The organism is Fuscovulum sp. (genome assembly GCA_035192965.1).
Classification (GTDB): domain Bacteria; phylum Pseudomonadota; class Alphaproteobacteria; order Rhodobacterales; family Rhodobacteraceae; genus Paragemmobacter.
Window position 1 is genome coordinate 959,636 of record CP136571.1, and the last position, 25,781, is coordinate 985,416.

General features: G+C 65.2%; 23 protein-coding genes. 16 read left to right on the forward strand and 7 right to left on the reverse strand.

The annotated features are described in order from the left end of the window. Positions 1 to 40: 40 nt before the first annotated feature. Together RSE12_04790 and RSE12_04795 are read right to left on the reverse strand one after the other, a co-directional pair. Positions 41 to 862: a ChaN family lipoprotein gene (locus RSE12_04790; protein WRH63657.1), complete on the reverse strand. Its 822-nt coding sequence runs from the start codon at positions 860 to 862 to the stop codon at positions 41 to 43. Further along, entirely contained in the window at positions 859 to 1,737 is an 879-nt protein-coding gene (locus tag RSE12_04795) for an RNA polymerase factor sigma-32 (GenBank protein WRH63658.1), read from the reverse strand. Before RSE12_04795 ends, RSE12_04790 begins: the two co-directional genes overlap by 4 nt. A gap of 71 nt (positions 1,738 to 1,808) precedes the next feature. Between RSE12_04795 and cobU the strand changes: the two genes are divergently transcribed. From cobU to RSE12_04815, 4 genes are all read left to right on the forward strand, one after another. Further along, complete coding sequence (gene cobU, locus RSE12_04800) at positions 1,809 to 2,369, forward strand: bifunctional adenosylcobinamide kinase/adenosylcobinamide-phosphate guanylyltransferase (GenBank protein WRH63659.1); 561 nt, start codon at positions 1,809 to 1,811, stop codon at positions 2,367 to 2,369. Further along, positions 2,360 to 2,944 carry a histidine phosphatase family protein gene (locus RSE12_04805; protein WRH63660.1) on the forward strand — a complete coding sequence of 195 codons (585 nt, stop codon included), beginning with the start codon at positions 2,360 to 2,362 and terminating at the stop codon, positions 2,942 to 2,944. Before cobU ends, RSE12_04805 begins: the two co-directional genes overlap by 10 nt. Positions 2,945 to 3,045: 101 nt before the next feature. Beyond that, complete coding sequence (locus RSE12_04810) at positions 3,046 to 3,918, forward strand: glutathione S-transferase (protein ID WRH63661.1); 873 nt, start codon at positions 3,046 to 3,048, stop codon at positions 3,916 to 3,918. 44 nt (positions 3,919 to 3,962) lie between these two features. Next, a complete protein-coding gene (locus RSE12_04815; protein ID WRH63662.1) occupies positions 3,963 to 5,477 on the forward strand; it encodes a YifB family Mg chelatase-like AAA ATPase in 1,515 nt (504 codons plus the stop codon). 107 nt (positions 5,478 to 5,584) lie between these two features. On the opposite strand, the gene gshB is transcribed toward RSE12_04815, so the two are convergent. The 3 genes from gshB to rsmI form a co-directional block, all read right to left on the reverse strand. Further along, entirely contained in the window at positions 5,585 to 6,529 is a 945-nt protein-coding gene (gene gshB / locus RSE12_04820) for a glutathione synthase (protein ID WRH63663.1), read from the reverse strand. Between the two features lie 185 nt (positions 6,530 to 6,714). Next, positions 6,715 to 7,125, reverse strand: coding sequence for a YraN family protein (locus RSE12_04825; GenBank protein WRH63664.1), 411 nt, complete (start codon positions 7,123 to 7,125; stop codon positions 6,715 to 6,717). A 73-nt stretch (positions 7,126 to 7,198) separates the two neighbouring features. Beyond that, positions 7,199 to 8,074: a 16S rRNA (cytidine(1402)-2'-O)-methyltransferase gene (rsmI, locus tag RSE12_04830; GenBank protein ID WRH63665.1), complete on the reverse strand. Its 876-nt coding sequence runs from the start codon at positions 8,072 to 8,074 to the stop codon at positions 7,199 to 7,201. Positions 8,075 to 8,179: 105 nt separating this feature from the next. Between rsmI and RSE12_04835 the strand changes: the two genes are divergently transcribed. The 3 genes from RSE12_04835 to murJ are packed head-to-tail and all read left to right on the forward strand — an operon-like array spanning position 8,180 to position 13,702. Then, positions 8,180 to 9,337: a penicillin-binding protein activator gene (locus tag RSE12_04835; GenBank protein ID WRH63666.1), complete on the forward strand. Its 1,158-nt coding sequence runs from the start codon at positions 8,180 to 8,182 to the stop codon at positions 9,335 to 9,337. 22 nt (positions 9,338 to 9,359) lie between these two features. Next, a complete protein-coding gene (locus RSE12_04840; protein WRH63667.1) occupies positions 9,360 to 12,158 on the forward strand; it encodes a [protein-PII] uridylyltransferase in 2,799 nt (932 codons plus the stop codon). After that, positions 12,158 to 13,702: a murein biosynthesis integral membrane protein MurJ gene (gene murJ, locus RSE12_04845; protein WRH63668.1), complete on the forward strand. Its 1,545-nt coding sequence runs from the start codon at positions 12,158 to 12,160 to the stop codon at positions 13,700 to 13,702. Before RSE12_04840 ends, murJ begins: the two co-directional genes overlap by 1 nt. Before the next feature lie 3 nt (positions 13,703 to 13,705). On the opposite strand, the gene RSE12_04850 is transcribed toward murJ, so the two are convergent. Continuing rightward, complete coding sequence (locus RSE12_04850; GenBank protein WRH63669.1) at positions 13,706 to 14,389, reverse strand: rhomboid family intramembrane serine protease; 684 nt, start codon at positions 14,387 to 14,389, stop codon at positions 13,706 to 13,708. 101 nt (positions 14,390 to 14,490) lie between these two features. Between RSE12_04850 and trpS the strand changes: the two genes are divergently transcribed. Continuing rightward, positions 14,491 to 15,537 (forward strand): tryptophan--tRNA ligase, encoded by a 1,047-nt coding sequence (gene trpS, locus RSE12_04855; protein ID WRH63670.1) that lies wholly within the window; start codon positions 14,491 to 14,493, stop codon positions 15,535 to 15,537. A gap of 15 nt (positions 15,538 to 15,552) precedes the next feature. Then, a complete protein-coding gene (locus RSE12_04860; protein ID WRH63671.1) occupies positions 15,553 to 16,647 on the forward strand; it encodes a hypothetical protein in 1,095 nt (364 codons plus the stop codon). A gap of 248 nt (positions 16,648 to 16,895) precedes the next feature. Here the strand turns inward: RSE12_04860 and RSE12_04865 are convergent, their stop codons facing one another. After that, positions 16,896 to 17,885, reverse strand: coding sequence for a GlxA family transcriptional regulator (locus RSE12_04865; protein ID WRH63672.1), 990 nt, complete (start codon positions 17,883 to 17,885; stop codon positions 16,896 to 16,898). Between the two features lie 74 nt (positions 17,886 to 17,959). Between RSE12_04865 and RSE12_04870 the strand changes: the two genes are divergently transcribed. The 7 genes from RSE12_04870 to RSE12_04900 all read left to right on the forward strand — a co-directional run bounded on the left by RSE12_04870 (position 17,960) and on the right by RSE12_04900 (position 25,773). Further along, on the forward strand, positions 17,960 to 18,874 hold the full coding sequence (locus tag RSE12_04870) for a 3-keto-5-aminohexanoate cleavage protein (protein WRH63673.1): 915 nt from the start codon (positions 17,960 to 17,962) through the stop codon (positions 18,872 to 18,874). 1 nt (position 18,875) lies between these two features. Continuing rightward, the gene (locus RSE12_04875; protein ID WRH63674.1) at positions 18,876 to 19,313 is read left to right on the forward strand and encodes a hypothetical protein; all 438 of its coding nucleotides are present in this window, start codon (positions 18,876 to 18,878) and stop codon (positions 19,311 to 19,313) included. Positions 19,314 to 19,332: 19 nt separating this feature from the next. Next, positions 19,333 to 20,787, forward strand: a complete 1,455-nt coding sequence (locus tag RSE12_04880; GenBank protein ID WRH63675.1) for a carnitine 3-dehydrogenase — start codon at positions 19,333 to 19,335, stop codon at positions 20,785 to 20,787. Continuing rightward, positions 20,784 to 21,539 carry an SDR family oxidoreductase gene (locus RSE12_04885; protein ID WRH63676.1) on the forward strand — a complete coding sequence of 252 codons (756 nt, stop codon included), beginning with the start codon at positions 20,784 to 20,786 and terminating at the stop codon, positions 21,537 to 21,539. The genes RSE12_04880 and RSE12_04885 overlap by 4 nt, the downstream gene beginning before the upstream one ends. Before the next feature lie 11 nt (positions 21,540 to 21,550). After that, positions 21,551 to 22,714, forward strand: a complete 1,164-nt coding sequence (locus RSE12_04890) for an acyl-CoA dehydrogenase family protein (GenBank protein ID WRH63677.1) — start codon at positions 21,551 to 21,553, stop codon at positions 22,712 to 22,714. A gap of 261 nt (positions 22,715 to 22,975) precedes the next feature. Beyond that, the gene (locus RSE12_04895; protein WRH63678.1) at positions 22,976 to 24,973 is read left to right on the forward strand and encodes an acetate--CoA ligase family protein; all 1,998 of its coding nucleotides are present in this window, start codon (positions 22,976 to 22,978) and stop codon (positions 24,971 to 24,973) included. Further along, entirely contained in the window at positions 24,970 to 25,773 is an 804-nt protein-coding gene (locus RSE12_04900) for a carnitinyl-CoA dehydratase (protein ID WRH63679.1), read from the forward strand. The genes RSE12_04895 and RSE12_04900 overlap by 4 nt, the downstream gene beginning before the upstream one ends. The last annotated feature ends 8 nt before the right edge of the window (positions 25,774 to 25,781 follow it).

Here is a 25,781-nt window from a genome sequence, read left to right on the forward strand (position 1 = left end):
CGCGGGCGCAAACTCAACCTTGCATCCTGATCGGCGCGCATCAGCCTTCGGTCGACCCGAAGGCTTCGCAGGGATCGCCCCGGTCGGCCACGCCATCCGTCACGATCCACAAATGATGCGGGGGCCGCCCGCCCGGCACCTGTTCCACCTGCCCGATAGACAGCACCGTCACCCCCGGCTGCGCCTGCCGGATCAGCGCGGGCACCCCGATATCGGTGCGCGCATGTTCCACCCCGGTGATTACCGCCACCGGGCCGCCCGTTTCGCGCAGTGCCGTCAGCGCCGCCTGCGCCAGCACGGCATCGCGCAGGCGCTGCGCCTCCACCATGCCGCCCATCGCGTCGGCAGGCATGGCAAAGCAATGCGCGGCCAGAAGATCGGTCTCGCGTTCCTTCTGCACCTCGGGCGGGTAGGGCGTCGTCAGCCCGAACTGCACCGCCGCGTCGCCAAAGGCCACCGCGGCCCCTTCACGCAGCGCCCGCGTCACGATGGGGCGTGCCACATCGCCCGCATAGATGCGGGCGTCGGGCGCGGCGGTGAACAGCGGGTGATACATGGAAAAATCAGGCCAGCCCCGCGCTTCCCACTCCGTCGCGGCCTGGACCGCATCGCGGTCTGTCAGATCGTCGGGCAGGGCATCCACATGCTGCTGCTGCAACATCTCGAACACCAACGCGGCAGGGGCGATGGCACGCAAGGCGCGCGCCTGATTGCGGTGATGGGCCGGGTTGTCATGCACCTCGCCCAGCACAACGACATCCACCATCGGCAGGCTGTCCAAGGCATCCGGCGCGATCTCACGTGCTGCTGCCGCCCCGCCAAGATGCAGCGCCAGCAGCACGGGGATCACGGCGCGGATCATGCCAGCAACGCGACAACCTCGCGCGATTGCTGCTCCAGGCTGCGGCGCATCTTGGCGAAGGCTGCGGCTTCCAACTGACGCACCCGTTCTTTCGACAAGCCCAGCTCTTCGCCCAGCGATTCCAGCGTGCGCGGCTCATCCTTCAGCTTGCGTTCGGCCACGATATACCGCTCGCGCGCGTTCAGCGCGGCCATTGCCGTCACCAGCCACTGGCGCAGGCGTTCCGCATCATGCGCCACTTCCACCGACTCGGCCGCCTGCGGGCCATCATCTTCCAGCGCGTCAATCCATTCGCGCCCGTCTTCATCTGTCGACTGCGCCGCGTTCAATGAAAAGTCGGAACCGGACAGCCGCCCTTCCATCATCTCTACATCCGCCAGCGACACGCCCACTTCGGTGGCCACCAACTGACGCAGCTGGAATTGATCCAGCGTTTCGCCGCGCTGCGATGCCTCACGCTCCAGCTTGGCCTGCACCCGGCGCAGGTTGAAGAACAGCGCCTTCTGGCTGGAGGTGGAACCCGTCCGTACCATGGACCAGTTCCGCATCACGTAATCCTGAATGCTCGCCTTGATCCACCACACCGCATAGGTGGAAAAGCGCACCCCGCGATCGGGATCGAACTTCTCGGCCGCCTTCATCAGGCCAAGGCTGGCCTCTTGGATCAGGTCATTCATCGGCGCGCCATAACGGCGGAACTTCGCCGCCATGCTGATCGCCAGACGCATATAGGCTGTCACCAGCCGATGCAGCGCCTGTTCATCGCGCTGATCGCGCCAGGCATAGGCTAGCCGCAATTCCGTTTCCGCATCCAGAAGTTCCGCCCGCATCGCTTGGCGAGACATCGTTTGGTCGTTATATCCGTCGAGCGCCATGATGAACCCCCAGTCAGACAACGCGCAGAGGCATTTCCTGCCATTTTCAAGGATAGATACGGGGCGCGCACTTGACTGGATCAATCACCGACGAAATTTTCTTGCTTCCACGATTCACCTTTGTGATCGGCGGCGCACGGTCGGGCAAATCGGCCCTTGCCGAACGGCTTGCCACCGGCAGCACCCGCCCGCGCCGCTATATCGCCACGGCCGAGGCCTGGGATGATGAGATGCGCGACCGTATCGCCCGCCACCGCGCCGACCGGGGGGCAGGGTGGGAAACGGTCGAGGCTCCGCTTGACCTCTGCGCCGCTTTGGCCGGGGCAGGGCAGGGCGAGGTGGTGCTGGTCGATTGCGCCACCCTATGGCTGACCAACCACCTGCTGGCCGACCATGATCTTGAGGCGGAAACCGCATCACTGCTGGCTGCACTGGCGGGCTGCCCCGCCCCGGTGATTATGGTGTCGAATGAGGTTGGATGGGGCATCGTGCCCGACAATGCCCTTGCCCGCACCTTCCGCGATGCGCAGGGGCGGCTGAACCAGCGCCTGGCAGCGCAGGCCGATCTGGTGGTCGGCGTGATGGCGGGGCTGCCTCTGCTGCTCAAAGGGCGGATGCCGTCATGGATGTGACCCGGCTCTGGATGGTCCGTCACGGCCCGACGCATGAGAAAACCATGGTCGGCTGGCGCGATGTGCCTGCCGATCTGTCTGACCATGCCCGCATTGCCCGGCTGGATGCCCATTTGCCACGAGATGCGGTGCTGATCTCGTCCGATCTGATCCGCGCCTCTGCCACAGCCGATGCGCTGGCCCTTGGCCGCCACCGCCTGCCGCATGATCCCGCCCTCCGAGAATTGCATTTCGGGGAATGGGACGGCCAGCCCTGGGATGTGATCGCCCAAACCCACCCCGACCTGTCCCGCGCCTATTGGGAAGACCCGGGCGACCACACGCCGCCGGGTGGCGAAAGCTGGAACACAGCCGCCGCCCGCGTCACCGCCGCCGTGGACCGGCTGGTATCGGCCCACCTTGGGCGCGATCTGGTGATCGTCGCGCATTTCGGTGCCATCCTTACACAGGTGCAGGCCGCCCGCGCCTGCACCCCGGCCGAGGTCTTCGCCCAAGGCATCGACAATCTGTCGGTCACCCGCATCCACCATGGCCCGCAAGGACGTGCGCTGATTGCGGTCAACCACTGCCCCTGACGCCGTTCGTGATCACAGCCCGTGATGTATCGCATCAGCAAAGGCCATTTCCCTGCCGCGCTGCGGCAGGCTAGGGTCGCCCCGAAACAGGGGATGTACCTATGACCTATGACCTCGTGATCGGCGACCGTGCCTATTCATCCTGGAGCCTGCGGGGCTGGCTCTTCTTCGATGCTTTCGGCATTCCGGTAAAGCTCCACCGCGCGCGGCTCTATACCGATGAACTGCCCACCCTGCTCAAGCAGTTTCACCCCGCCAAAACCGCGCCCACCATGCGCACCCCCGATGGCGTGGTTGTGCCAGAAACCATCGCCATTGCCGAGGAACTTGCCTCCCGCCACCCCGAGGCGGGGCTGTGGCCTGCAGACCCAAAGGTCCGCGCCATTGCCCGCGTTCTGGCGGCCGAAATGCATGCAGGGTTTACCGCCCTGCGCGGCTATTGCCCGATGAACCTGCGTGTCAGCTATACCGATTGCAGCCCCCCGCCCGAGGTGCTGGCCGATCTGGACAGGTTGCAGGTGATCTGGGGCTGGGCGCGGGAACAGACGGGCAGCACCGGCCCCTGGCTCTGTGGCGACTATTCGGCCGCCGATGCCTTCTTCGCCCCTGTGGCCACCCGCGTCGCCACCTATAACCTTCCCATGGGCTCTGCCGGGATGGACTATGTCGCGGCCCACCTTTCGCACCCGTCCTTCCGCCGCTGGCGGGCCATGGGCCTGTTCGACGGCGCGGATCAGGACTACTACCGCCGCGACTATCCCACCCGCCCCTGGCCCGGCCCCACGCCGCTGCCCGCGCGGGCGGTCGAGGGGTTGGATACCGAAAACGCCCTCTGCCCTTATTCCGGCACCCCTGTCACCCATGCGCTGGAATTGGATGGCCGCCGCTTTGGCTTTTGCAACGCATTCTGCCGCGACAAAACGGTGGCCGACCCCGAAGCCTGGCCCGCTTTCATGGCAATTTACCGATCGTAAACCATTCCCGCCCTAGGCTCACACCGGGCAAAAGGGCGGGGATCATGCTGGCACGGGCCTTTACGGTCGCCTTCGAAGGGGTTGAGGCGCGGATGGTCGAGGTGCAATGCGCCGTGGCCCCCGGCATGCCCTATTTCGGCGTGGTGGGCCTGCCCGATAAGGCCGTGTCCGAGGCAAAGGAACGCGTGCGCGCCGCCCTTGCCGCCCTGTCCATCGCGCTCCCTTCGCGCCGGATCATCGTGAACCTCTCCCCTGCCGACCTGCCCAAGGAAGGTTCGCATTTCGATCTGCCCATCGCGCTGGCCCTGCTCGCCGCGCTCGACATCATCCCCAAGGATATGGTCGAGGCGACGGTGGCGTTGGGCGAATTGTCCCTCGACGGCCGCCTGATCGCCGTTGCAGGTGCGCTGCCTGCTGCCATGGCCGCCGCCGAGGAAGACCGCGCGCTCCTTTGCCCCCGCGCCTCGGGCCCCGAGGCGGCCTGGGTCGGCGCGGTGCAGGTGCTCGCGGCAGCCTCGCTGGATGAGGTCGTCCGCCACTACACCGGCCAGATGGCCCTGACGCCCGCCGAGGCGGGCGAGGTCACCACCGGCCCCGCCCCCCGCGACCTGCGCGAGGTCAAGGGTCAGGAACGCGCCAAGCGGGCGCTGGAAATCGCCGCCGCAGGCCGCCATCACATGCTGATGATCGGGACCCCTGGCTCGGGCAAATCCATGCTTGCCGCCCGCCTGCCCGGCATCCTGCCGCCCCTTTCGGCGGCAGAGGCGCTGGAAACCTCCATGGTGCATTCGCTGGCGGGGTTGATCAGCGAAGGCGGCATCTCCCGCAGCCGCCCCTTCCGCGAACCGCATCATACCGCGTCCATGGCCGCCATCGTGGGCGGCGGCAAAGGCGCGAAACCGGGTGAAATCAGCCTTGCCCATAATGGGGTGCTCTTTCTGGATGAATTCCCGGAATTCGCGCGCCCCGTTCTGGAAACCCTGCGTCAACCGATTGAGACGGGCGAGGTCGTGGTCGCCCGCGCCAATGCCCATATCCGCTATCCCTGCCGTTTCCTGCTGATCGCCGCCGCCAACCCCTGCAAATGCGGCTATCTCACCGATCCGGCCCGCGCCTGCACCAAGGCCCCGATCTGCGGCGAGGATTATCTGGGCCGCATCTCCGGCCCCCTGATGGACCGCTTCGATCTGCGGGTAGAGGCACCGCCCGTGGCGTGGCAGGATCTTGATCTGCCGCCGACCGGCGACACCTCTGCCACCGTCGCCGCCCGCGTCGCCGCCGCCCGCGCCCGACAGGCCGCGCGCTTCGCCGCCCATCCCAGCCTGCGGGTGAATGCCGATATGGAGGGCAGCCTGCTGGAAGAAACCGCCAGCCCCGATGCCGAGGGGCGTGATTTTCTGGCGCGCGCCGCCGAACGCTTCGGCCTGACGGCGCGCGGCTATCACCGCATCCTGCGCGTGGCCCGCACCATCGCAGATCTGGACGGCAGCGAAGCCGTCCGCCGCCCACACATCGCCGAAGCCGTCGGTTACCGTCTGGTCATCGGAGCAAAGGGCTGACGCAACGAATTTCCTGCGAAAATTCAGCGTCAGCCCAGGCTCACTTGAGCCGCGCACAAAACTGCCTTCGCAGAAGGCAGCCCCGAATTTTCGCAGAAAATTCGCCCTTACCGCGACCGCTTCGCCTCGATCGCTTCCCAGATGCGTGCAGCCCCATTGGTGCCGTCGAACCGCTCGAGTTCCTGCAATCCTGTGGGCGAGGTTACGTTGATCTCGGTCAGCCAGTCGCCGATCACATCGATGCCCACGAAAACCTGTCCCTTTTCGCGCAGAACCGGCCCGATCCGCGCGCAAATCTCCAGATCGCGCTCTGTCAGCCCAATCTTTTCGGGCCGCCCCCCCGCATGCATGTTCGACCGTGTCTCGCCATCCTGCGGCACGCGGTTGATCGCACCGATGGGCTCGCCATCCACCAGAATCACCCGCTTGTCGCCCTTTGACACATCCGGCAGGAACTTCTGCACGATCAGCGGCTCGCGATTCATGCCGGTGAACATTTCGTGCAGCGAGGCGAGGTTGCGGTCATTCGGGTCCAGACGGAACACCCCCGCGCCGCCATTGCCATAAAGCGGCTTCAGGATGATGTCGCCATGGCGCGCCTTGAAGGCGCGGATCGTGGCCAGATCGCGGGCAATCGCCGTGGGCGGCGTCAGATCGGGAAAGCGCAGGACCAGCAGCTTTTCCGGAAAGTTGCGCACCCAGAATGGATCATTCACCACCAGCGTGCCGGGATGGATCATGTCCAGCAGATGCGTCGTGGTGATGTAGCCCATATCGAAAGGCGGATCCTGCCGCAGCCAGACCACGTCGAAATCGGAAAGATCGACCTCGGTTTCCTCGCCATAGGTCACGTGATTGCCCACCTCGCGGCGCAGCTCGATCGGCCAACCCCGCGCCATCACCCGGCCTTCGACAAAGGCCAGCCGGTCCGGCGTGTAGAAAAACAGCGAATGCCCCCGTGCCTGCGCCTCAAGCGCGATCCGAAAGGTGGAATCAGCGTTGATGTTCACCGAACCGATCGGGTCCATCTGCAGGGCGACCTTGAGAGGCATCTTTCACTCCGGGCTGTCAGTCCCCCCTTGATGGCGCAACCGCGCCCCGGATGCAAACCAGTCCCGCGCCTGTCTGCGGCCATGGCCTCCTGCCGGGCAGAACAGCAACCCGCGTGAATGAATCGTCCGACCGCACCCTGCCCGATTGCCGCGCCTAGCCACCCGCAACCGCGAAATGGCAAGTCTCAGGCCGCATAGGCGTTCTGGAGGATTTCGATCCGCCCCATGCCATCAACCAAAGCCACGTCGATGCGCACATCGGTCAGCGCCCCTTGCGGTTCGCCTGCCAGAAATTCCTCGGCCGTGTTCCAGATCCGCTGCATCTGCCAAGGGGTCAAATGCGCTGCCGCCTCGTCATGTGTGCGGCTTTGCTTCACCTCGATGAAAACCACCTTGTCCCCATCCCGGGCGATGATATCGATTTCACCTGCACGTCCGCGCCAACGGCGCGCGCAGACCGGCATCCCGCCACCCGAATAATGGCGCGCGACCTGATCTTCCGCGGCCAATCCTGCCAGATAGGACCTTTTTCCCCGAACCACCTGCGCGTCCGAAGCGGCAGGCGTGATGCCCCGAACATCGTCACAAATCTGCATCCACTTCACCCCTTACTGCCGCCCGGATTCTGCCCGCTCCCCCCAAGACTGCAACAAATTTCCGAAGATTTCCCTAACGCCCTTTTCCCCGCGCCAGCGCCACCTGATACACATCCCGGCGCGGCAGATCGAAGGCTTCGGCCACCATGGCGGCGGCGTCCTTGACCGACAGGGTGGTCATGGCGCGGTCCAGCGCCTCTTCCCAGGTGGTGGAATCGGCGCGGGTCAGGTCGGCGCGGTCGATCAGCACCACGATCTCTCCCTTCACCTCGCGTGCGGCAAAGGTCGTTGCCAGTTCGCCCAGCGGTGCGCGGATCACCTCTTCGAATCGCTTGGTCAATTCCCGGCACACAGCGCCTTGTCGGCCCGGCCCCAGCGCGGTGGCAGCATCGGCCAGCGACGCCGCCAGCCGCTTGGGCGATTCGTAGAGCACCAGCGTCGCCTGCACCTCGCGCAACTCCTCCAGAAACCGCAGCCGCGCGCTGTGCGTGGCCGGGGGGAAGCCAGCGAAATGAAATCGGTCCGCCGGCAAGCCCGCAACCGCCAGCGCACACAGCAGCGCCGATGCACCGGGCGCTGCGATCACCGGCAACCCCTGCGCCACCGCTTCCCGCGCAATCACGAAACCGGGGTCCGATATCAGCGGCGTGCCCGCCTCGGACGCATAGGCGACCGACTTTCCCTCTGCCACCGCACGCAGCAGGCGCGGGGCGGCGGCAGCCTCGTTATGGTCATGGCACGGGATCACTTGCCGCCCGTTCAGCGGGATGCCGTGAATTTCCATCAGATGCCGCAACGTGCGCGTGTCCTCGGCCGCCAGCACATCGGCCGAGGCAAGGATATCCAGCGCGCGCAGCGTGATGTCGCGCGCCGCGCCGATGGGGGTGGCGACAAGGTAAAGACCTGCGGCAAGCGGTTTGATCTCCCAGGCCGGGTTGGGCGAAGGCATGCGCGGGGCTCCCCTGACAAGTTTACTTCCCCGGTGGAACCCCTTACGCTTGCCCGCAGTTAAAGGCCGGCGCGCGTTGCCGCGACCAAGGAGTGAGGAAACCGCATGTTCTCTGTTTTGCGCACTGCCCGCAAGTCGTTGGGTCGGGCTGTTCTTGCCTTGTCTGCGGTTGTGCTTGCGGCCTGTCAGCCCAGCGTGGGCACCACCGTTCCATCGGGCAACGCCGTGCCGGTGGCTCTTCTGGTGCCGTCGGGGTCGGGGCAGGCCAGTGACCAGCTTCTCGCCCGGTCGATCGAAAACGCCGCGCGTCTGGCGATCACCGATCTTGGTGGCGTGCAGATCGACCTGCGTGTCTATCCCACCGCTGGCCAGCCCGGACAGGCCAGCGCCGCCGCCACGCAGGCGATTGCCGATGGCGCGGTCGTGATCCTCGGCCCCGTTTTCGCCGAAGAGGCGAATGCCGCAGGCGTCGCCGTGGCCTCTGCCGGGGTGAACGTGCTGAGCTTCTCGAACAACCCGGCCATCGCCGGGGGCAATGTCTTTGTCCTTGGCCCGACCTTCGACAACACCGCCCGCCGCCTTGCCACCTATGCCGTCCGCAACGGCCAGTCCAAGATCATGATCGTGCATGACCGCAACGCCCAGGGCGAAGCGGGACGCACGGCCATCCAGCGCGGCGTGACCGCTGCCGGAGGCAGCATCGTGGCGACCGGGTCTTACGAATTCTCGCAAAACGGCATCGTTCAGGCCGTCCCCGCCATCGCGGCGCAGGCGAAATCCACCGGCGCGCAGGCGGTCTTCCTGACCGCCGATACGGCGGGCGCATTGCCGCTGGTCACGCAGCTTCTGTCGGAAAACGGCGTCAGCCCGGCCACCACGCAATATGTGGGCCTTACCCGTTGGGACATTCCGGCCGCCACCCTGTCGCTGCCCGGCGTGCAGGGCGGCATCTTCGCCATGCCCGATCCGGCGCTGTTCGCGCAATATCAGGCCCGCTACCAGGCGGCGTTCGGCGAACAGCCGCATCCGGTGTCAGCCATCGCCTATGATGGCATCGCCGCCATCGGCGCGCTGGCCAAGCAGGGCCGCGGCATGGACCGCGCCTCGCTCACCCAAGGGGCGGGTTTTGTCGGCGTAAACGGCGTGTTCCGCCTGCTGAACGATGGCACCAACGAACGCGGCCTTGCCATCGCGCGCATCCAGAACAGCGCTGTCACCCTGATCGACCCGGCACCGCGCAGCTTTGGCGGCGCGGGCTTCTGACGCGACGACAGGGCCGCCCGCCATGACCAAGGCCGCGCTGGCCCCATCCGACCGCGCACTTCCCCCCGAACCCCCCGGCATGATCCTGCCGGGGGCGCAGATCATCGACGTGCCCGCCCTGCGCGCGGCCATCATCGCCGATCTTGCCAGCGCCGCCGATCCCAAGGCCGCGCGCGCTATCACAGTCCGCCATCTGACGGACGCCCGCACCAAGGGCAACGCCGCGCTGACCGCGGCCTTCACCGCGCGCCCGCATGACGCCCGCGCCCTGATCCGGGCCCAGGCCCACCTGACCGATGGCCTTGTCGCCACCGCCTTCGACATCGCCCGCCGCACCCTGCACCCTCTGTCCAATCCGACCGAGGCGGAACGCATGACCGTCCTCGCCGTAGGCGGCTATGGCCGGGCGGAAATGGCCCCGCATTCCGATGTCGACCTGCTGTTCCTCACCCCGTGGAAGATCACGCCCTGGGCGGAATCGGTGATCGAATCCATGCTCTACATGCTGTGGGACCTGAAGCTGAAGGTCGGCCATGCCTCGCGCACGGTGAAGGATTGCCTGCGTCTCGGGCGCGAGGATATCACCATCCGCACCGCCCTTCTGGAACACCGCTTCATCGCCGGATACGAACCGCTCGCCACCGAACTGGGCGACAGGCTCTGGGGTGAATTGTTCCGCAACACCGGCCCGGAATTCATCGACGCCAAGCTGCGCGAACGCGCCGATCGTCACAAACGGCAGGGCGGGCAGCGCTACGTTCTGGAACCCAACGTGAAAGAGGGCAAGGGCGGCCTGCGCGATCTGCAAACCCTGTATTGGATCGGCAAATACCTCAACCGTGTGGCCGATTCCGAAGGTTTGGTCGCGGCGGGCCTGCTCAGCCGCGAAGAATACGATGTCTTCACCCGCGCCGAAGATTTCCTATGGGCCGCGCGCTGCCATCTGCATCACATCACCGGTCGCGCCATGGATCAGCTGACCTTCGACCTGCAGGTCGAGGTCGCCGCCCGCATGGGATATACGGACAAAGGCGGCAGACGCGCCGTTGAACATTTCATGCAGGATTATTTCCGCCACGCCACCCGCGTGGGCGAACTGACCCGCGTCTTCCTGACTCAGCTTGAGGCCCGCCACGCCAAGGCAGAGGCCAGCCTGATGGGCATGTTCCGCCGGACCAAGCGGGTAAAGCCGGGCTACAAGCTGGTGCAGGGGCGGCTGGATATCGTCGATCCGCAGGGCTTTTTCGCCGACAAGCTGAATATCTTGCGCGCTTTTGAAGAGGCGCTTCGCACCGGCTATCTGCTGCACCCCAACATCATGCGCCAGATCGCCGCCCGGCTGGATCTGATCGACGAAGACATGCAATCCGACCCCGAGGCGGTGCAGATCTTCCTCGACCTGCTGCTCAAACACGGCAACCCCGAACGCGCCTTGCGCCGGATGAACGAATTGGGCGTGCTGGGCGCCTTCATCCCCGAGTTTGAACCCGTCGTCGCGATGATGCAGTTCAACGTCTACCATCACTACACGGTGGACGAACACATCATCCAGTGCATCTCGATCCTCGCGCAGATCGAACGCCGTGAACTGGTTGAGGAGTTGCCGGTTGCCTCGGCAATCCTCGAAGCCGGGGTGAACCGCAAGATCCTCTATATCGCGCTGTTCCTGCACGATATCGGCAAGGGCCGGCCTGACGATCATTCGATCCTTGGCGCACAGATCGCCCGCCGCGTCTGCCCGCGCCTTGGCCTGTCGGCCGAGGAAACGGAAACCGTCGAATGGCTGGTGCGCTATCACCTGCTGATGTCGGACACCGCGCAGAAACGCGATATCGGCGATCCGCGCACCGTGCGCGATTTCGCCAAGGTGGTGAAATCGCGCAAGCGGCTGGATCTGCTGACCGTGCTGACCGTCTGCGATATCCGCGGCGTCGGCCCCGGCACATGGAACAACTGGAAGGCCATGCTTCTGCGCCAGCTTTATGGCCAGACCGCCACAGCGCTGGAGGCGGGGCTTGAATCGCTCAACCGCGAAAACCGCGAGGATGAGGCAAAGCGCGCCCTGCGCGAACGCCTGGCCGATTGGCCCGCCGCCGATCTGCGGCATGAAACCACGCGCCATTACGCGCCCTATTGGCAGGGCCTGCCGACCGAAACGCATGGCGTCTTTGCCCATCTGCTGAAGGACTTGCCGGATACTGATATCCGTATCGACCTGCACCCCGACCCGGATCGCGATGCCACCCGCGCCTGTTTCGCGCTTGCCGATCACCCCGGTATCTTTTCGCGCCTTGCTGGGGCCTTGGCGCTGGTGGGGGCAAACGTCGTTGATGCGCGGACCTATACATCCAAGGACGGCTATGCCACCGCCGTCTTCTGGGTGCAGGATGGCGATGGCCGCCCCTATGAGGTGATGCGCCTGCCGCGCCTGCGGGCCATGATCGACAAGACATTGCGCGGCGAGGTTGTCCCGCGCGACGCGCTGAAAGACCGCGACAAGGTGAAAAAGCGCGAACGCGAATTCCGCTTTCCCACCCATATCACCTTCGACAATGAAGGGTCCGATATCTATACGATCATCGAGGTGGATACCCGCGACCGCCCCGGTCTGCTCTATGATCTGACGCGCACGCTGGCGGGCAACAACATCTATATCGCCAGCGCCGTGATCGCGACCTTCGGCGCGCAGGTGGTCGACAGCTTCTATGTGAAAGACATGTTCGGCCTGAAACTCCACGCCAAAAGCAAGCAGGAAGCGCTGGAAAAGAAGCTGCGCCAAGCCATCGCCGAAGGCGCGGAACGGGCGCAGGGTCAGGGCTGATGCAACCGATCCGTCTCATCCGGTCGATCCTCACCGTCGGGGGCTGGACGCTGCTGTCGCGCGGCGCGGGCTTTGCGCGGGATGTGATGATGGCCGCCTATCTGGGCGCGGGCCCGGTGGCCGAGGCGTTCCTGATCGCCTTTTCGCTGCCCAACATGTTCCGCCGCTTCTTTGCCGAAGGCGCGTTCAACATGGCCTTTGTACCGATGTTTTCCAAAAAGCTGGAAGGCGGCGAAGATGCGCAGGGCTTTGCCCGCGATGCCTTTAACGGGCTGGCGGGTATCCTGATCGTCTTTTCCGTTCTGGGCACGCTTGCCATGCCCTGGCTGGTTTGGCTCATGGCGTCGGGCTTTGCGGGCGACGCACGGTTTGACCTTGCCGTGCTGTTCGGCCGCATCTCATTTTCCTACATCCTCTTCATCTCGCTGGTGGCGCTGCTGTCTGGCGTGTTGAACGCCTTTGGCCGCTTTACCGAAGCCAGTTTCGTGCCCGTCCTGATGAACCTGATGTTCATCGCCGCGATGCTTCTGGCGGATCATTGGGGCTGGGATATGGGGCTTACGCTGGCCTGGACCGTGCCACTCACCGGCGTCGCGCAACTGGCTTTCACATGGGTCTCTGCCCACCGCGCGGGTTTTCGCTTCACGCCCGGTTGGCCCCGGATGACCCCGGAACTCAAACGCCTTGCCATCATCGCAGCCCCTGCCGTGCTGGCGGGCGGTGTGGTGCAGGTGAACCTTCTTGTAGGCCGTCAGGTCGCCTCTTTCACCGAAGGCGCGGTGGCCTGGCTTTCCTACGCTGATCGCCTTTACCAACTCCCCCTCGGCGTCGTCGCCATCGCCGTGGGCACCGTCCTGCTGCCCGACCTTTCCCGCCGCTTGCGCGCGGGCGATGCCGAAGGGGGCCGCGCCTCCTTCAACCGCGGCACCGAATTCGCGCTGTTTCTGACCATCCCCGCCGCCGTGGCCCTTGTGGTCATCGCCCTGCCGCTGACCACCGTCCTGTTCCAGCGCGGCGCTTTCGGCGCGGATGACGCCGCCGCCACCGCACTGGCACTGGCCATCTACGGCGCGGGCCTGCCCGCCTTTGTGCTGCACAAGGTGTTCCAGCCGCTCTACTATGCCCGCGAAGACACCCGCAGCCCCTTCCGCTTTGCCGTCTGGTCGATGATCGTGAATGCCGTCGTCGCCGTGGGCCTGCTGCCGCTGATCGGCTTCGCCGCCGCGGCACTCGCCACCACCATCGCAGGCTGGACCATGGTTTTCCAACTCTGGCACGGCACCCGCAAAATGGGCCCCGAGGCCCGCTTTGATGACCGCTTCCGTCGCCGAATGCCGCGCATCATCGCCGCAAGCCTCCTGATGGGCGTGGCGCTTTGGGGCGGCACCATCGCCCTTGGCCCCGCGCTCGGTACCGAAGGCTGGCGCTACGCCGCCCTTGCCGCCCTCGTCACCGCGGGCATAGCCACCTACGCCGCCGCCGCCTTCACCCTCGGCGCGGCCCGCCTGTCCGACGTGACCTCTGCCCTGCGCCGCAAGCGCTAAACCCTATCGCTGCCGCATCTTCGCCAGCACCCGCCCCCATCCCCCGGGGCTGACCACGAAGGAAAGCAGGAACCCGCAGGCGAACCCCGCCAGATCGGCCACCCATTCATACCCCCCACCGAAGAACAGCCCGAACAGAAGCTGCACCCCCAGCAGGAACCCGATGAAGGTAAACGCGCGATACTTGTTCGCCCCCACTGCCGCCAGATTGACCCAAAGCAGAAAGGTGAACGCCCCGATCAGCCCGTACACCGCGGGATAGCCCCCGAACAACGGCGCCGCATTTCCCGGCACCGCCATGAAGGCCAACGCCCCGGCAATGGCCGCACCAAAGAACACCACCACCACCGCCCACCAGCGGAAAACTTCACCCACCATTTTCCCCAGCGCGAGCAGGATCACCACGACGAACAGCGCATGGGTCGTGCCGCCATGCACAAAGACATAGGTCACCAGCCGCATCAGATGCTCCGCCGGATAAACCCCCGTCTCGATCATCTGCCGCATCAGCGGGGGCGAAAACACGAACCGCTCCAGCGCCTGCAACCGCCAGCCCGCGCCCTCCATCCCGCCCACGATGCCCGATCCGCCCAAGCCCAGCACCACCTCCATCGCGATGATGGGCAGCGCGAGGATCCACACAATCACCGGCAACGGGTTCAAAGGGGGGGCATTCCGGTCCTGCATCGTGCTTCCACTTCCAAGGTTCGGCGGTCCACGGCGTCGATTGACGCCCCGCCGCCCCAGCGATAAGCCGAAAGCCCGACCTTATCCAGACGGAGCATATCATGGCCGAGCCGGTCCAAACGCCTCAGGCTTCCTTTCCCGCCCGCATCTTCTCCGGCATTCAGCCCTCCGGTGGGCTGACGCTGGGCAATTACCTCGGCGCGCTGAAGCGTTTCGTGGAAAAGCAGGACGAAGGGATCGAAACGATCTACTGCATGGTCGACATGCACGCGATCACCGTCTGGCAAGATCCGGTGAAACTGCGCCAGCAAACCCGCGAAGGCGCTGCCGCCTTCATCGCAGCCGGGATCGACCCCGCGCGGTCGATCCTGTTCAACCAGTCGCAGGTTGCGGCACATGTCGAACTGGGCTGGATCTTCAACTGCATCGCCCGCATGGGCTGGATGTCGCGGATGACCCAGTTCAAGGACAAGGCTGGCAAGAATTCGGAAAACGTCTCGCTGGGCCTCTTCGCCTATCCCTCGCTCATGGCTGCCGACATTCTGGCCTACAAGGCCACCCATGTTCCCGTGGGCGATGACCAGAAACAGCATCTGGAACTGTGCCGCGACATCGCGATCAAGTTCAACAATGACTATGGCGTGAACTTCTTCCCGATCGTCGAACCGGTCATCGAAGGCGCGGCAACACGGGTGATGAGCTTGCGCGACGGCACGAAGAAGATGTCGAAATCCGACCCGTCCGATCAATCGCGCATCAATCTGACAGATGACGCCGACACGATTTCCAAGAAAATCCGCAAGGCCAAGACCGACCCAGAACCGCTGCCGGACACTCTCGACGGTCTGAAAGACCGGCCCGAGGCGCGCAATCTGGTGAACATCTACGCGGCCCTTGCCGGGCATACGGCGGAACAGGTGATTGCTGACTATGCCGGCGCGCAGTTTGGTACGTTCAAACCCGCGCTGGCCGATCTGGCGGTGGCAAAGCTGGAACCCATCACGCTGGAAATGAACCGCCTGATGCAGGACCCGGCCGAGATTGACCGTATCCTCGGCGCAGGGGCGGACCGCGCCGATGCCATCGCCCGGCCAATTCTGGATCAGGTCTATGATATCGTGGGCATGATCCGCTCGCGCCGGGGCTGATCCGGTGGCGGGCGGATGATCCGGCACCGGCTCCGGCGCTGGATGCGGCGGGGGTTGACGCTGGCGCTTGTCGTGTCGCTGGCCCTGACCCTTGCCGCCGCTGCCCGCATCTGGGCCGATCCTGCCCTTTCCCCCTATCGCGACGCGGCAGGGGATGAGGTTGCGGCGGCCGTCAACCGCCAACTGGCGCGGCTTGCACCCATCACCATCCCCGACCGCATCACCGCGCGTCTTGCGGAAAGCCCGCGCAACTGGATCGCGCTCGACGCGCTGGAGGCGCTCGCCACCGAACAGGGGCAAAGCCTGCCCCCGGACTTGCGCGCCGCCTTTGATGCCGCCCGCGCCGAAGATGCGGGCTTCTTTGCCAATGCCGCCAATTGCGCCGCCTGCGCCTATGACCCTGCCGCCTGTTCGCTCTCCAACGTCTTTCTCTGCCATGCCCCCATCGCCCTAACCCCCATCGGCGACATGGCCGCCATCACCCGGGGTGCGATTGACTACATGGCGGGGGAAGAGGTTGACCGGATCGACGTCACCCTCGCCATCGTGGGGCTGGGCGCAACGGTCACCGTCGTCGCCTCGGGTGGCACATCGCTGGTGGCCAAGGCCGGGGCATCGGGCCTGAAGCTTGCCCGCAACATGGGCCGCCTCTCGCCCCGGCTCAACGCCACGCTCGCCCGCGCGCCGACCGACGGGGTGGATTGGATCGCGCTTCGCCGGGCAGGCAGCATGGATGACATCGCGGCCAGCCTGCGGGCAGATGCCTTCGCCCCGATTGTCAGCATCGCCGCCGATCTGGAACGCATCCGCGCGGCCTCGGACACCACCACCGCGCTGCACCTGCTGCCACTTGTTGATGATGCCACCGATGCCACCCGCCTCGCCCGCGCGACCGAGGCGCTGGGTCCCCGCGTGGTGGCAAGGGCCGAGGTGTTGGGAAAGGCCCGCCTGTTGCGCGCCACGGTGCGGATCACCAGCACGGCCTATGCGCTCACTGCGGGGATCGTTGGCCTCCTGCTCTCGGCGGCGCTCCTTATCGGCAACGCCCTGCAAAGCCGCCTTTTCGCCGCCCTCCGCCGCGCCACAGCCGAGACAAAGGATCTGGGCTGAGGCTGTTTCACCTTGGCCCAAATACCCATGGGACCCTTGTCGGAAGCGTGTCCAGTGTGGAAGAGCGCAACCAAAATTCTTCGAAGAATTTTGCAAATTCCTTCCAAGGAATTTGGTCGATTCCATCCATGGTTAACGCCCGATGACCGTGCGCTGCGTGCATACGCCCGTCTGCACCGGGCGCTGCACCGCGCGCTGCACTGGGACTCCCGCCAAAAGTCGAAAATAAACCCAGCGCCCGCAGGGACTTAGCCTCGTTCCCGCCGCAACCGACCGGGCGCAATGCCGAACCGTTTGCTGAACGCCCGGCTGAGCGTCGAGGGCGATGAAAACCCCGTCCGCAGCGCCACCTCGGCCAGCGGGTGGCGCGTGTCCGTCACCATCCGCCGCGCCGCCTGCAATCGCAGGCCAAGGCCATAGGCGGCCGGGCTTTCGCCAAGGTATTGGCGGAACAGGCTTTCCATACGCCGGGGCGACAGCCCCACCTCCCGCGCCAGCCCCGCCATCGCGGGCGGGTCGTCCAGCCGCGCCTCCATCCGCGCAATCGCCTCGGCCACCCGCCCATCCAGCCGCGCATCCCGCTGCGGTGGGGCGACCTGCGGTTCATGCCCCGCGCGCTCGGTCGTCAGGAATGACGCCGCCACCTGCCGCGCCAGCGGCGCCCCGTGCCGCGCCCCTATCAGATGCAGCATCAAATCCTGCGCAGGCCCTGCCCCACCGACAGTTACCCTATTGCGATCAATGACATAGCGGTCTGGCAGACACTCCATTTGCGGGAATGCAGCGGCAAAATCCTCCAGTTCCTCCCAATGGACGGTGGCGCGATAGCCATCCAGCAACCCCACCCGCGCCATCACCCAGGCCCCTGCATCCACCCCGGCCACCATGCGAAACCGCCCCGCGATCCGCCGCAAGTCGCGCAAAAAAGCCCGCGTCGCCACCTCTTCCTGCCGATAGCCCACAATCACCATCAGCACATCCGCCCCCTCTGCCGCGCCCAGCGGCCCGGAAGAGGGCAGTTCAATCCCGCATGTCAGCGGCACCGGCCGCCCATCGGGCGACACCACCCGCCAGCGATAGGCCTCTTCCCCCAGGTGCCGGTTCGCCGCCCGCATCGGATCAAGCACGGATGCCACCTCCAGGATCGACGCATGCGGCAGCACCAGCACCGCGATGGTTAGCGGTTCCCGGCTGGCCGTGAAGATGCTTGCTTTGTCAGGTCTGGCGCTTTGCGGCATGAATATTGCGTAAAGTGCAATACAGAGCGGCGCAAGGCCGTTAATCTGGCACCCAATTCAAGGGAGGGATCTTCATGCCGCTGGCCATGAACCGCGAGGTTTTTATCACCTGTGCCGTTACCGGATCGGGCGGCACACAGGACCGCAGCCCGCATGTGCCGCGCAGCCCCCAGCAGATCGCCGAAAGTGCCATCGCCGCCGCCAAGGCCGGTGCGGCCGTGGTGCATTGCCACGTCCGCGATCCCGAAACAGGCAAGCCCGCCCGTGACCCCGCGCTTTACCGCGAAGTGACTGAACGTATTCGGGATTCTGCCACCGACGTGGTGCTGAACCTGACCGCCGGGATGGGCGGCGACATCTATTTCGAAGGGACCGAAGATATGGGCCGCATCGGCCCGCGGTCCGATATGGCCGGCGCCACGGAACGGGTGGCGCATGTCGTGGAATGCCGCCCGGAAATCTGCACGCTTGATTGCGGCACCATGAATTTCAACGAAGCCGACTACGTCATGGTCAACACCCCCGGCATGCTGCGCGACATGGCGCGGCGCATGACGGCGGCAGGCGTGCGGATCGAGATCGAGGCGTTTGACACCGGCCACCTTTGGCTGGCCAAGGAACTGGTCAAGGAAGGCGCGATCCCCGATCCGGTGCTTGTGCAACTGTGCATGGGCGTGCCGTGGGGCGCGCCTGATGACCTGAACACCTTCATGGCGATGGTCAACAATGTGCCAAGCAATTGGAATTGGTCGGCTTTTTCCATCGGGCGCAACCAGATGGCCTATGTTGCCGCTGCCGTGCTGGCGGGTGGCAATGTGCGGGTGGGGCTGGAAGATAACCTCTGGCTGGAAAAGGGCGTGCTGGCCACGAATGCGCAGCTTGTGGAGCGGGCCTGCAGCATCATCGAAAACATGGGCGCGCGGGTGATCACACCGGCCGAAGTGCGCGCGCGGCTGAAGCTGGAAAAACGCCCGCCACTGCCGAAATAGCATGGAAAAGGTCGGCCCCATCCCACCTCCCCAGGCCCTGATCGCGGCGGGCAAGGTCATCCCGCTGGGCCACGGGTGGGTGTTGGAGCCGATGGAGACTGGCTTTCTGCTCAAGGCGCTGTCGGTTGGCGCTTCGGTGCGCGTGACACCCGAAGAGGCGCAGTCCGTGCGGCAGGGCGAGGTACCGCCTGAGATGCTGGCTGCGCGGCACGGGATGGTGCTGCCACAGATGCCGCCGGGCGCCGCGGTGATGGTGGCTTTTTCGGACGAGGCGATGCGTTTGGCCGGAAAAGGGCGGGAAGCCGGAAGTGAGACCGGGGGGCGGTCGGGGGATCGGCCTGCCGGGGCAGGACAGGCGGGGCCGACCCTGCCGCGGATGGCGATGATCGGGGCCGCTGTGGTGGCCCTGCTGATAGTGGCCTTGATCTGGGCCGGATAGACAGAAACGGGAGACGGACATGGCGCGCAAGGCGGGCATCATCGGGGGCGGGGTCATCGGCGGCGGTTGGGCGGCGCGGTTCTTGCTCAATGGTTGGGACGTGGTGGTGTTCGACCCCGATCCGGAAGCCCCGCGCAAAGTTGGCGAAGTGATCGCCAATGCGCGCAAGGCGCTTCCTGCGCTGTCGGATGGCCCGATGCCCAATGAGGGGCGGCTGTCCTTTGCCGGCACGATCACCGAGGCGGTGGAAGGTGCCGATTACATTCAGGAATCCGTGTCGGAAAGGCTGGACCTGAAGCATCGCGTCTTTGCCCAGATCCAGCAGGTGGCTCCGGACACGCCCATCGGATCATCGACCAGCGGCTTCAAGCCCAGCGAATTGCAACAGAATGCGGCCAATCCGGCGACCATCTTTGTCGCTCACCCGTTCAACCCGGTTTACCTGCTGCCCCTGGCCGAGGTTGTGCCATCCGCCAAATCCGACCCGGCGCTGATCGAAGGCGTGAAGGAAACGCTGCGCGAGATTGGGATGTTTCCCCTGCATGTGCGCAAAGAGATCGACGCTCATATCGCCGACCGCTTCCTCGAGGCCGTGTGGCGCGAGGCGCTGTGGCTGGTGAAGGACGGTGTCGCCACGACCGAGGAAATCGACGAGGCGATCCGCATGGGCTTTGGCCTGCGCTGGGGCCAGATGGGCCTGTTCGAGACCTACCGCGTTGCGGGCGGTGAGGCAGGGATGAAGCATTTCATGGCGCAATTCGGCCCCTGCCTGACCTGGCCCTGGACCAAGCTGATGGATGTGCCCGAGTTCAACGATGAACTTGTCGACCTGATCGCCGGGCAGTCGGATGCGCAATCGGGCCACCACACGATCCGTGAGTTGGAACGCATCCGCGACCAGAACCTGATCGGCTTCCTGCGGGTGCTGAAGGAACGCAACTGGGGTGCGGGCAAAGTACTTCTGGAACATGACGCCCGCCGCCGCGCCACCATGCCCGTGGCGGTGCTCGGCACCGGCCCGATGGAATGCGCGCGGCTGACCGTGCTGCCGGGCTGGATCGATTACAACGGCCACATGACCGAAAGCCGCTATCTGTTCGCGGCGTCAGAAACCTCGGACGCGTTCCTGCGCCATATCGGGGCGGATATCGCCTATGTTGGCACAGGGTTCAGCTATTACACTGCGGAAACCCACATCATGCATCTGGGCGAGGCCAAGCTGGGTAATGCGCTGACGGGTACGGTGCAGGTGCTGCATGCCGATGAGAAACGCCTGCATGTCTTTGTCCGCATCTTGAAGGACGGGGCGGCGGTGGCCACGCTGGAACAGATGCTGCTGCATGTGGACATGAAGGCAGGCAAGACCTGCGCCGCGCCTGCGGCCATCCTTGATCGCCTGCTGCCGATTGCCGAGGCGCACAAATCCCTGCCGCGCCCGGAGGCCGCGGGCCGCCATGTGGGCCAGAAGAAGTGACACGCCGCGTCTTGATCACAGCGGGGGCGAATGGCATCGGGCTGGTGATGGCGCGGGCCTTTGCCGATGCGGGTGATCGCGTCTGGGTAACAGACGTGGATGCCGCCGCCGTTTTGGCCGTGCCGCAAGGCATCAACGCCACGCGCTGTGATGCGTCGAACGAAGGTGAGATGGTCACGCTTTTCGCGGCCATCGCGGCGCAATGGGGCGGGCTGGATGTGCTTTGCGCCAATGCCGGGATCAAGGGGCCGACGGCTGCAATCGAGGATATGGACCTTGGCGAATGGCACAGCTGCCTTGGTGTGAACCTTGATGGTGCGATGATCGCGGCCAAGCACGCGGCACGGCTGATGAAACCGGCGGGGTCCGGGGTGATGATCTTCACCTCCTCCACCTCGGGCCTTTATGGGACGCCGTTCCGCGCGCCCTATGTGGCGGCGAAATGGGGCGTGATCGGGCTGATGAAGACCGTGGCGATGGAGCTTGGCCCTTACGGCATCCGCGCCAACGCGATATGCCCTGGGTCCGTGAACGGCCCCCGCATCGACCGCGTGATCGAGGCAGAGGCCGTGGCCAAGGGCATGACCCCTGACGCCGTGCGACAGGGCTATGCCAGCGGCACTGCGATGAAGCGGCTGACCGATCCCGAAGATGTGGCCGCCATGGCGCTGTTCCTTGCCTCGGACGGGGCGAAGATGGTGTCGGGGCAGGCGCTTGCCGTCGACGGCATGACCTATAACGTTGATCCGTAAGGAAGACCGCCATGCAATTCGGCCTGACCGAAGAACAGCAGATGATCGTCGAGACAACGCGCAGCTTCGTCGAGAACGAGCTTTATCCCCATGAAATGGAGGTGGAGCGCACAGGCCACCTGCGAATGGACCTGATAAAGGAGATTCAGGCCAAGGCGATGCAGGCAGGTCTATATGCCGCCAACATGCCGGCCGAGGTGGGGGGGGCAGGCCTCGATACGCTGTCCTGGCTGCTTTATGAAAAAGAGTTGGGCAAAGCCAACTATGCCTTGCACTGGACCTGTGTCGCGCGGCCATCGAACATCCTCTTGGCCGCGACGGAAGAGCAGCGGCAGAAATACCTTTATCCCTGCATCAGGGGCGAGAAATGGGATTGCCTTGCCATGACGGAACCGGGCGCCGGGTCCGATCTGCGCGGGATGAAGGCCAGCGCGAAACCGGATGGCGATGACTGGGTGCTGAACGGCACAAAGCATTTCATCAGCCACGCCGATCTGGCCGATTTCGCCATCTGTTTCATGGCCAGTGGCGAAGAAGACACCCCGCGTGGAAAGAAAAAGCTGATCACGGCCTTCTTTGTCGACAAGGGCACCCCCGGTTTCACGGTGCGCGACGGATACCGGAACGTCAGCCACCGGGGATATACCAACGCCATTCTGGAATTCGACAATTGCCGCATCCCGAAAAGCCAGATCCTGGGCGAGGTGCACAAGGGGTTTGAGGTTGCCAATACCTGGCTTGGCGCGACGCGGCTTCAGGTTGCTGCGACCTGCCTTGGCCGGGCCGAACGGGCCTTGACCCATGCGGTGCAATACGCAGCCGAACGCCAGCAATTCGGGCAACAGATCGGCAAGTTTCAAGGGATCAGCTTCAAGCTGGCCGATATGGCGTTGGAGTTGAAGGCGGCCGAATTGCTGACTTGGGAAGCGGCCTGGAAGTTCGATCAGGGCACGGTGACCGAGGCGGATATGAGCATGGCCAAGCTGAAGGCCACCGAAGTGCTGGCCTTCATCGCGGATGAGGCGATCCAGATTCACGGCGGGATGGGGCTGATGGACGACCTGCCGCTGGAACGCATCTGGCGCGATGCGCGGGTGGAACGCATCTGGGAAGGCACGTCCGAGATTCAGCGCCACATCATCAGCCGCCAGATGCTGCGGGCCTTTGGTGCATGAACCCAACCGCCGGGGGGCCGTCTGCCCCCCGGACCCCCCGAGGATATTTTCAAACAGATGAAGTAACGGAATGTTAAATCTCTCGGTCCAGACTGACATCACGGTACAGGCGGGGACGCCGATGACCGTAACGGGTGAAGTCCTCCTGTCCCGGTTTGGGGCAGGGGGCACGGCCTGCCTTTTCATCCGTTCTAAAATATCCTCGGGGGGGCCGGGGGGCGAAGCGCCCCCGGGGCTTTCCACCCGCGCGCGGGGGCAGGCATGAGGGACCTTCGCCGCCTGCTGCGCCCGCGTTCCATTGCCGTCCTCGGTTCTGGCTGGGCGAAAAACGTGGTCGAGCAATGCCGGAAGATGGGTTTTGACGGCCCGGTCTGGCCTGTTCACCCCACGCGGGATGAGATTGGGGGGGCACCCTGTTTCCGGTCGCTGGCCGATTTGCCCCACGCCCCGGATGCCACCTTCATCGGCGTGAACCGCCATGCCACGCTGGATGTGGTGGCGGAATTGGCAGCGATGGGGGCGGGCGGTGCGACCTGTTTCGCAAGCGGCTGGGAAGAGGCAGGGGAGGCCGATCTTCAGGCGCGGCTGGTTGCGGCGGCGGGGGACATGCCGATCCTCGGCCCCAATTGCTATGGCGTCATCAACTACCTCGACGGCGCGCTGCTCTGGCCGGATCAGCATGGCGGGGTGCGGGTAGAGCGGGGGGTGGCGCTGCTGTCGCAATCTTCCAACATCGTCATAAACCTGACCATGCAGGCGCGGGGTTTGCCGGTGGCCTATGTGGCCTGCCTGGGCAATGCGGCGCAGGTGGGGTTGGCGGAGCTGGCAGGTGCGCTGTTGGCGGATGAGCGGGTGACCGCGCTGGGCATGTATGTCGAAGGCATCGACGATGCCGCCGCCTTTGCCGATCTGGCCGAACGCGCGCGGGCGGCGGGCAAAGGAATCGTCTGCATCAAATCGGGCAAGACCGAACTGTCGCGCACGGCGGCAGCGTCCCATACTGCGTCGCTGGCCGGTGGCGGCGCCGCCTCTTCCGCCTTCTTGCGCGCCTGCGGCGTGGCAGAAGTGGCCACGCCTGCCGAACTGATCGAGACGTTGAAGATCTTTCACCATTGCGGCCCGCAGATTGGCCCGCGCCTGTGTTCGCTATCCTGTTCGGGGGGCGAAGCGGGGCTGGTGGCCGACCTTGCAGCACCCTTCGGCGTGGATTTTCCGCCGCCATCCGCCGCGCAACGGCAAAGGCTGGGCGATATCCTGGGCCCTATCGTCTTTATCTCCAACCCGTTGGATTACCACACCTTCATCTGGGGGGACGGGCCGCGGACGACGGATGTCTTCACCACGATGCTGGCGGGCTATGACGCCGGCATCTTCATCATCGACCCGCCGCGCCCGGACCGGTGTGATCCTTCCAGCTTCCAGCCCGCGCTGGATGCGGTGGTGGCTGCGGCGGCCACTACGGGCAAACCCGCCTTTGCCGTGGCGTCTTTGCCCGAAAACTTTGATGAGGCGCTGGCAATGCGGATGGCCGCGCCGAATGTCGTGCCGATGATGGGGCTGGAAACCGCCCTGGGCGCGATCAAGGCCGCCCAGACGGGGCCGAACCTGGGGGGGTGGCGGCCTTGGCCGGTGGTGGGTGAGCGGACACTTCGGATGCGGGATGAGGCGTCTTCCAAGGCGCTGATCGCCGGGGCTGGGGTGGTGGTGCCGCGTTCCGTGACCGCGGCGACCTTGCCGGAACTGGTGGCAAAGGCAGCAGGTCTGACTGCGCCACTGGCGCTGAAAGGGCTAGGTTTCGCGCACAAGACCGAAGCGGGGGCTGTCCGCCTTGGCCTTTCCGCGCTGGAGGGCCAAGCCGAGATGGCGGGGGCGCAAGGCTATCTGGCCGAAGAGATGGTCGCGGGCGTGGTGGCCGAACTTCTGGTCGGCCTGCGCCGCGATCCGGTTTATGGGGCGACAGTGACGCTGGGCTTTGGCGGTGTCACGGCAGAGGTTCTGGCCGATACGGTGACGCTGGTCTTGCCGGTGACACAGGATGAGGTGGCGGCGGCGCTGCGGCAGCTGCGGCTCTGGCCGCTGCTGGACGGCTATCGTGGGCGGGCCAAGGCCGATGTTGGAGCGGCGGTGCGGGCAGTGATGGCTTTGCAGGCGATGTTGCAGGCCACCCCATCGCTGGAGGAAATCGAGATCAACCCGCTGATGCTGACCGCCGAAGGTGCGGTCGCAGTGGACGCGGTCATATGGGAGGAAGCGGAATGAGCGGTATGCAGATGCGAACCGAAGGCCCGATCCGGACACGGCGCGAAGGTGCGGTTCTGGAGGTGACGCTGGACCGGCCCAAGGCCAATGCGATCGATCTGGCGACCAGCCGGATCATGGGCCTGACATTCCGCGAGTTTCGCGATGACGACAGCCTGCGCGTGGCTATCCTGCGGGCCGAGGGGGAAAAGTTCTTTTGCCCCGGATGGGACCTGAAGGCCGCCGCCGGGGGCGATGCGGTGGATGGTGATTACGGCGTGGGCGGCTTTGGGGGCCTTCAGGAACTGCCCAACCTGAACAAGCCGGTGATTGCGGCGGTGAACGGCATCTGCTGTGGCGGGGGGCTGGAATTGGCGCTCTCCTGCGACCTGATCCTTGCGTCAGGCAATGCGACCTTTGCGCTGCCAGAAATCCGGTCGGGCACGGTGGCGGATGCAGCGTCGATCAAGTTGCCAAAGCGCATCCCCTATCACGTGGCGATGGACCTGCTGCTGACCGGGCGCTGGTTCGATGCCGAAGAGGCGTTGCGCTGGGGCATCCTGAAGGAGATCACCACAGCCGAGGATCTGCTGCCCAAGGCATGGGACCTGGCGCGGCTGTTGGAAAGCGGGCCGCCCTTGGTTTACGCCGCAATCAAGGAAGTGGTGCGCGAGGCCGAGGCGCTGCGCTTTCAGGATGCGCTGAACCGTATCACCAAGCGGCAGATGCCTACAGTGGACAGGTTGTATTCCAGCGAAGATCAGTTGGAAGGCGCACGTGCCTTTGCCGAGAAACGCGATCCGGTCTGGAAGGGAAAGTAACACGGAAA

Excerpts from the sequence above, each read along its gene's own strand:
- RSE12_04815 (WRH63662.1), top strand. The coding sequence starts at position 3,963 with ATGCTGGCACGGGCCTTTACGGTCGCCTTCGAAGGGGTTGAGGCGCGG.
- RSE12_04895 (WRH63678.1), top strand. The coding sequence starts at position 22,976 with ATGAGGGACCTTCGCCGCCTGCTGCGCCCGCGTTCCATTGCCGTCCTC.
- RSE12_04825 (WRH63664.1), bottom strand. The coding sequence starts at position 7,125 with ATGCAGATTTGTGACGATGTTCGGGGCATCACGCCTGCCGCTTCGGAC.
- RSE12_04865 (WRH63672.1), bottom strand. The coding sequence starts at position 17,885 with ATGCCGCAAAGCGCCAGACCTGACAAAGCAAGCATCTTCACGGCCAGC.
- RSE12_04795 (WRH63658.1), bottom strand. The coding sequence starts at position 1,737 with ATGGCGCTCGACGGATATAACGACCAAACGATGTCTCGCCAAGCGATG.
- trpS (WRH63670.1), top strand. The coding sequence starts at position 14,491 with ATGGCCGAGCCGGTCCAAACGCCTCAGGCTTCCTTTCCCGCCCGCATC.
- rsmI (WRH63665.1), bottom strand. The coding sequence starts at position 8,074 with ATGCCTTCGCCCAACCCGGCCTGGGAGATCAAACCGCTTGCCGCAGGT.
- RSE12_04840 (WRH63667.1), top strand. The coding sequence starts at position 9,360 with ATGACCAAGGCCGCGCTGGCCCCATCCGACCGCGCACTTCCCCCCGAA.
- RSE12_04850 (WRH63669.1), bottom strand. The coding sequence starts at position 14,389 with ATGCAGGACCGGAATGCCCCCCCTTTGAACCCGTTGCCGGTGATTGTG.
- gshB (WRH63663.1), bottom strand. The coding sequence starts at position 6,529 with ATGCCTCTCAAGGTCGCCCTGCAGATGGACCCGATCGGTTCGGTGAAC.
- RSE12_04880 (WRH63675.1), top strand. The coding sequence starts at position 19,333 with ATGGCGCGCAAGGCGGGCATCATCGGGGGCGGGGTCATCGGCGGCGGT.
- RSE12_04860 (WRH63671.1), top strand. The coding sequence starts at position 15,553 with ATGATCCGGCACCGGCTCCGGCGCTGGATGCGGCGGGGGTTGACGCTG.
- RSE12_04900 (WRH63679.1), top strand. The coding sequence starts at position 24,970 with ATGAGCGGTATGCAGATGCGAACCGAAGGCCCGATCCGGACACGGCGC.
- RSE12_04805 (WRH63660.1), top strand. The coding sequence starts at position 2,360 with ATGGATGTGACCCGGCTCTGGATGGTCCGTCACGGCCCGACGCATGAG.
- RSE12_04870 (WRH63673.1), top strand. The coding sequence starts at position 17,960 with ATGCCGCTGGCCATGAACCGCGAGGTTTTTATCACCTGTGCCGTTACC.
- RSE12_04810 (WRH63661.1), top strand. The coding sequence starts at position 3,046 with ATGACCTATGACCTCGTGATCGGCGACCGTGCCTATTCATCCTGGAGC.
- RSE12_04875 (WRH63674.1), top strand. The coding sequence starts at position 18,876 with ATGGAAAAGGTCGGCCCCATCCCACCTCCCCAGGCCCTGATCGCGGCG.
- RSE12_04890 (WRH63677.1), top strand. The coding sequence starts at position 21,551 with ATGCAATTCGGCCTGACCGAAGAACAGCAGATGATCGTCGAGACAACG.
- RSE12_04835 (WRH63666.1), top strand. The coding sequence starts at position 8,180 with ATGTTCTCTGTTTTGCGCACTGCCCGCAAGTCGTTGGGTCGGGCTGTT.
- murJ (WRH63668.1), top strand. The coding sequence starts at position 12,158 with ATGCAACCGATCCGTCTCATCCGGTCGATCCTCACCGTCGGGGGCTGG.
- RSE12_04790 (WRH63657.1), bottom strand. The coding sequence starts at position 862 with ATGATCCGCGCCGTGATCCCCGTGCTGCTGGCGCTGCATCTTGGCGGG.